The following is a 5632-nucleotide window of genomic DNA, read 5'->3' as shown; positions in this document are numbered from 1 at the left end:
AACCGTGTGGTTGCCAACGCGAATGGTGCAATTGTTCAAAGCAACCACTACTATCCCTACGGCATGTCGTTCACCGAAGGTAACCAGAGTTCCTCGCAGCCTTACAAGTTCGGAGGGAAGGAACTGGATACGCAGAAGGGGCTGAATTTGTATGATTTTGTGGCGAGGATGCAGGATTCAGTACTGGGGATTTTCTCGACGCCTGATCCGTTGGCAGAAGATTATTACAGTTGGTCGCCTTATGCTTATTGTATGAACAATCCTATTCTTTACATAGACCCCGACGGAAGGGCGTGGAGGCCAACTTATGATGAAGATCACGATGGCAATCGTATATACAATGGTTACGAATGGATACCAGAAGACCGGTCTTATGATGCGGATGGTAATCTTCTGTCAGGTTTATATGCACAAGCGGTTTTCTTTTCGTATAATGGTACTTTTGATGCTTCAAGCAAGTACAATATGGGGTCTTCAACGGCAACAGTATATTTGGCAGACGGAACGACAACAACATTTGATGCAAATACAAATCCCTCGAGCGATGATTACGCAACTGTTCCAGAGGGTACTTATCATGCAACTGTTGGATTACACAAAGGCAGTTACACTGCCTTGAAAATGCGCGATGAAGGTGCTGCTTCGCAAACAATAGAATTGGGACAAGCAAATCCTGCCCATTCTAATAGGACTTATGCCGAAGGCATCAATATACATAAGCCGGGGTTGAATAATTTGACAGGTTTGACGAGTTCGGGTAGTGCGGTTTCACAAGGTTGTTTGTTGATAGATAGGAATAAATGGTCAGATTTTATAGGTAATTTTAATACAGATACCCAACGGAAAAACACAGTAAGTGTAACAGTTTCTCGTACTATGTCAACACCTGTAAATATAAATCGCCCGCCTCTTATTCCCAACGGGAAAATAATGAGTATCTCCAAACGTATTTATAAATAAAAATGATTATGAAAAAAAAGTTGTTTGTTATAATTGCAATAGGTTTAGTCCTCAATATTGATATGTTTGCCCAAAAAGAATACGCTGAAAAAATCAATCAGTCTAACAGGGAAGGACTAAAGGATGGCTTATGGAAAGAAAATACAAAATCTTGGCGAACTGAAATATATTACCGAAATGGAAGAAAAAATGGTCTGTATAAATCATTCAGTATTTCAAAAGGTGAACTTAGTTGTTTTGGAGAATATAAAAACGATACTATTACAGGTACTTGGTATTACTTTGGAGATTTTGGACATTTAATAATGATACAGAAAGGTTTCAAGGAAAATGACAAGCCGATTCCTATTGAACACCATGCACAAGGTGTTTGTCCGTATCAATGTTATTGCATAAGTTATTATCCAAATGGTATTAAGAAATCAGAAGGAATTTTGTTATGGGACAAAGACCCCGAAGGTGATTTTTCTTTTGAATATGGCGAATGGAAGTATTATTCTGATACAGGAGTACTGACAAAGGTGAAAAAGTTTGAATAGTTCAAGCAGGGAGGAGGATTAAAGATGCACTAAATGGAATAATAATGAAAATTCGACAATGCGAAATGATGATGCTTCTTTGTTTAGTAACATGCTATTCATGGGGACAGGTATCGAAAGTGACATTCCGTTATTAATTCCTATATGCGCCAATAAGGACGTAAGAAAGGATATTCCTATTATATAGGATCGCTGTTTGTCTGATTCGTTTAAAGTTGTTTATAATGTGATAGTTCAATCAATTCCGTTATCCGTTTGCAGACATAAATAAAGATGTTGTAGTGGAGGATGTTGCATTATGGCGAATTGGTATTTCCGGTTTTGGCAATCGAGTTAGTAATAGGGACTTTATTATGTTAGATGATGATCTTACTCCTTTTCAAAAAGTGCATTTTAGCACTTTTACCCCTACCCACACCACCCCCACCCATCACCACTCAGAAGCATCTGTAGAGTGTTGATTTCTGATAAAAAAGACTTTTTGAAGTGGACTCAAGTATGGAATTTGTGTTTGGAAAAACTTTCCTGTTGGTATCGGTTGCAACCCTATCAATAACGTGAGTTCGATATAATTTTAGGATGGAATAAAGAATTGTGCTGCTGGTTCAAGCTCCACATTAATGGATGGCTTCTTGGGTAAGAAAGTATATGCAGTCAATCCTCCGATTAGATTTGAAATGAAGTTCGCAAACGATCTGTGCCGTGTATGCTCTATCTGGCAGATATTCTTCAGTTCGTCATTAATGGTTTCGATGATTGCTCTTTTTCGGAGTATTATCCTATCGTTCTGAGTCATATATCTTTCTTTCATATTCCGTCTGACAGTAGTAATCAGGTGTATTCCATCAAAGAATAACCGGTTAAACAGGCTTTCCGAGATGTATCCTTTGTCAGCAAAGACTTTATGGGCGGGAATACGTTTGTTCTCACAAACACAAAGTTTGGTACTGTCTACGAAAGAGATACCGGTACATTCCCCAAATCTGCACATCTTTAGAAAGCAGACTAACATTACGGACACTTTGGCCTGCAATTCTACGAAACGGTTATAGGATAATGTCTTGGGAAAATCATCGTTCATGTGTTTACAGACATGCTGAAGATAAAAATGTTTCAGACACCGATATCCACCCAGATGGAAGAGTACAAGGATGGTGGCAACTTCGCTCTCAGACATTTTACAAGGCTTATTGCGATGAGCTTTACCATCACAGAGCGACTTCTCCTTAATGGTAGTATCAAATACTTGAGAAAACTCATCAATAACAAAAAATATTTCTGTAATTTTGGAATCAGGTAGCATAGCGTAATGGGATTAAATGTTATGATTTGACACTATAAATTTAATCAAATTATAGCTATCTACCTAATTTTTAAAGATATATGTACTAAAAATTATATCGAACTCAGGTTATCAATACTATTGTTATAGTAGGGAGGTGGTTGAGGGGAAACGTGCTCGGTTTGCTGGTGTACTTTATATAAAGCCTGTATATTAAAAATTACGTAAACTTTAATAAAGGGGAGGAGGAGAATAAGAGATACTACTGCTAATCTTAAGAAGAGAAGAATCCGCATTATCCGCGTCTAAAAAATAAAATATTATCTCTCAACACTTACTTCCCTGTACTCATCACTCCCGAGTCATTGTCACTGTTGTTCACCATCTTCTGTATATTCTTGAACTTGCGTCCGAAAGAGAAGTTGTAGGACAGGTTGACGAGGAACATGCGTGAGCTTTCTTTTATATACATCTTTGTCTTGTAAGAGGCGTATCGGTTCCAATTTTCATTTTCCACTTTATAGTTGTCTGTGAACAGGTTGAAAGCGCCTGCCCCTATGCGGAGGTCTTTATACTTATAATATACTCCCAGCATCTGAATATTCTCTCCACCCGTCAAGGTTTCTCCCCAGAAATTGTTCCAGTTGGTATTCATCTGCCAGAACAAAGAGAAACGCTTGTAGTTGAACGAGGCTTGCCCTTCGTAATACCAGTTCGTATACGTATGAGAATACTTGTTGCCGTGGCTCATATAGTGGTTTACTCCTCCCGTGAACGATACTTGTAGCATATTCCATAATGGACCTACCCGGAGCATCAGTCGTCCGGACAGTTTTTGCCAGTCTTTTTGATTGTCCCATGTCTGCACAATCTTGTTGCCTTCCTGGTATTTCTCGTCCATAATGGCATTGGGGCGATAGTCGTAGCTTCCGTAAAGATTGCTGTAGAAGATACCTTTCTTCCACTCGTACGTCAGTTCGGTGCGGTAGCATAAGTACGATTCCAGGTTCGGGTTACCGCGTCGTATCTGAAATGAATCTACGGTTTGCTCTATTGCGCTTAAATCGCTCAGTGAAGGAGTTGCGTTAAAGCCCTCGGCCTTCCAACGCAGGAATGAACGGTCGGAGAAAGTATAGTGCAACACAATCTTCGGGTTCACGTTGTACTTCTGTGAATGGCCGTCTTTGCCGCTTTGGCTGTAGTAGAAGCGGGTCAGCCCAAGCCCGAACCTGTAATCCAGTTTGTTCGCTTTTCCGTGATACTCACCGAACATATAGGTGTTTCCCTGGCGCATTCTCGTATCATAATTGTGCCCGTTGCGGTACTCGTTGTTAGCGTATGATTGTGTATGTTGCAGTCCGAAGCTCAGGGCGTTTCCTTTTGAGAATTGCTTTTCGTAGATAACTTCCCCGATCAGGGAGTATTTATCACCCAATACATCGTTGTTGATATCAGTAAGTACCTCGTTGTCCAGGCTTTCCTGATAGATGCGGTGGGACTTTTCGCGGTTATAGGTTCCTACCAGATTAAATACCAGTGTTTGTTTATTCTTCAGATTGTACTGATAGTAGAGGTCTAATGAAGGGCGCGTCAAACTGCTCTTGGTACGGTCTATCATGTTCACCATATCCGTCCGGTCGTTTACGTTATAGAGAGTACCCTTGTAATCTCCGTGTGGCCAGTTGTTTGTGTACATGTGGAATGTTGCGCTGAACAGGGAATTCTCGGATGCCTGGTAATTGTAGCTTGCATTCATGTTGTGCATGAATAACATGATCCGGTCGGGGTCTCCTTGCTCCACGCGCCGGAGGTGGGTGCCATCCGCCAGGTGGAAATCTTCTTCATTATCACGATACCCGCCATAAAAGTCGCGGACTCCCATGAAATAAGATACGCCGAATTCAGACTTTTTGTGGTTGACTTTGCCGAATACATTATGATTTCCCCACATTGCGTTTACCCCTTGCGAGAGGTCTGTTCCGAAACTTCCTCCGGTATCGGGGCGGCGGACGATATAGTCAAGCACTATCTCGGCGTTGCCGTAGCGCAGGCCGGGATTGTCGTGGTACTCAATCCGGATAATATCAGAGGGACGCAATGTTTTTATTTCATTTATATCGGCCTTCACCCCGTTGATGCGCAATTGAAGTTCGCCTCCGCCGGAAATTCCGATTTCATTGTTCATGGGATTGACCAGAATGCGCGGAAGCATCAGTTCCTGTAACAGGTTGACACCATTGGTGGAAACCTTCATCTGGCGTTCGGATGGGAACACCAGTTTCCGGTCGGAGCGGCTTATCTGGTTGGAACCGCTGATGGTTACGTCTTCCAGGGCGATGGCGGCATCTTCCAGAAGGATGTTTCCCAGATTGGTGTTCTGCTTCACTCCGTTTAGTGTGATGTATTGGGTCTGGTATCCGATGCTGGAAAGTACTAATCTATAATCTCCCGCATCTATTTTATTGAGAGCGAAGTAGCCTTCCTGATTGGTTGATACGCCTGTTACAAATGTGGAGTCAATGGTTTGAAGCACTATGTTTGCAAACTCCACGGCTTCTTGGTTTGTGGCATTGCGTACGGTTCCTTTTATTTCTACCTGTTGAGCGAAAGCTCCCTGTACCATACCGCTTAATAGTATGGCTATTACTATTCTTTTCATGTTACTTTTATGATTTGATGCCCTATTTCGGAATGGCCCGTCCCGTTCTCAGGTTGTTTGTTTATAATTAGACGTATAAACGTTCCTAAAAGTTGCATCAATCATAGGAAAAGTTCAGTAAATCAGCTGTTTTCATTATGTCCTGACTTAGCGCAAGGAGTTAAGGGGGTTGTCATTTTGTCACTTTGTATT

4 protein-coding genes are annotated in these 5632 nt (G+C 41.4%); 2 read left to right on the top strand and 2 right to left on the bottom strand.

The genetic code is table 11. The features are described 5' to 3' along the window. On the top strand, positions 1 to 960 hold a 960-nt coding region (locus B2Z67_RS08695), incomplete at its 5' end, for an RHS repeat-associated core domain-containing protein (protein ID WP_291529432.1). A gap of 8 nt (positions 961 to 968) precedes the next feature. Next, positions 969 to 1499, top strand: coding sequence for a hypothetical protein (locus B2Z67_RS08690; protein WP_291529431.1), 531 nt, complete (start codon positions 969 to 971; stop codon positions 1497 to 1499). A 574-nt stretch (positions 1500 to 2073) separates the two neighbouring features. Here the strand turns inward: B2Z67_RS08690 and B2Z67_RS08685 are convergent. Then, the gene (locus B2Z67_RS08685) at positions 2074 to 2802 is read right to left on the bottom strand and encodes a transposase (protein ID WP_291529430.1); all 729 of its coding nucleotides are present in this window, start codon (positions 2800 to 2802) and stop codon (positions 2074 to 2076) included. A gap of 313 nt (positions 2803 to 3115) precedes the next feature. Then, positions 3116 to 5440: a TonB-dependent receptor gene (locus B2Z67_RS08680; RefSeq protein ID WP_291529429.1), complete on the bottom strand. Its 2325-nt coding sequence runs from the start codon at positions 5438 to 5440 to the stop codon at positions 3116 to 3118. Positions 5441 to 5632 lie beyond the last annotated feature (192 nt).

This window comes from Bacteroides sp. UBA939, assembly GCF_002293435.1.
Lineage (GTDB): Bacteria > Bacteroidota > Bacteroidia > Bacteroidales > Bacteroidaceae > Bacteroides.
Note: the sequence above shows the minus strand (reverse complement) of the source record. Positions and strands in the feature narration are given on the sequence as shown.

Excerpts from the sequence above, each read along its gene's own strand:
- B2Z67_RS08690 (WP_291529431.1), top strand. The coding sequence starts at position 969 with ATGAAAAAAAAGTTGTTTGTTATAATTGCAATAGGTTTAGTCCTCAAT.
- B2Z67_RS08685 (WP_291529430.1), bottom strand. The coding sequence starts at position 2,802 with ATGCTACCTGATTCCAAAATTACAGAAATATTTTTTGTTATTGATGAG.
- B2Z67_RS08680 (WP_291529429.1), bottom strand. The coding sequence starts at position 5,440 with ATGAAAAGAATAGTAATAGCCATACTATTAAGCGGTATGGTACAGGGA.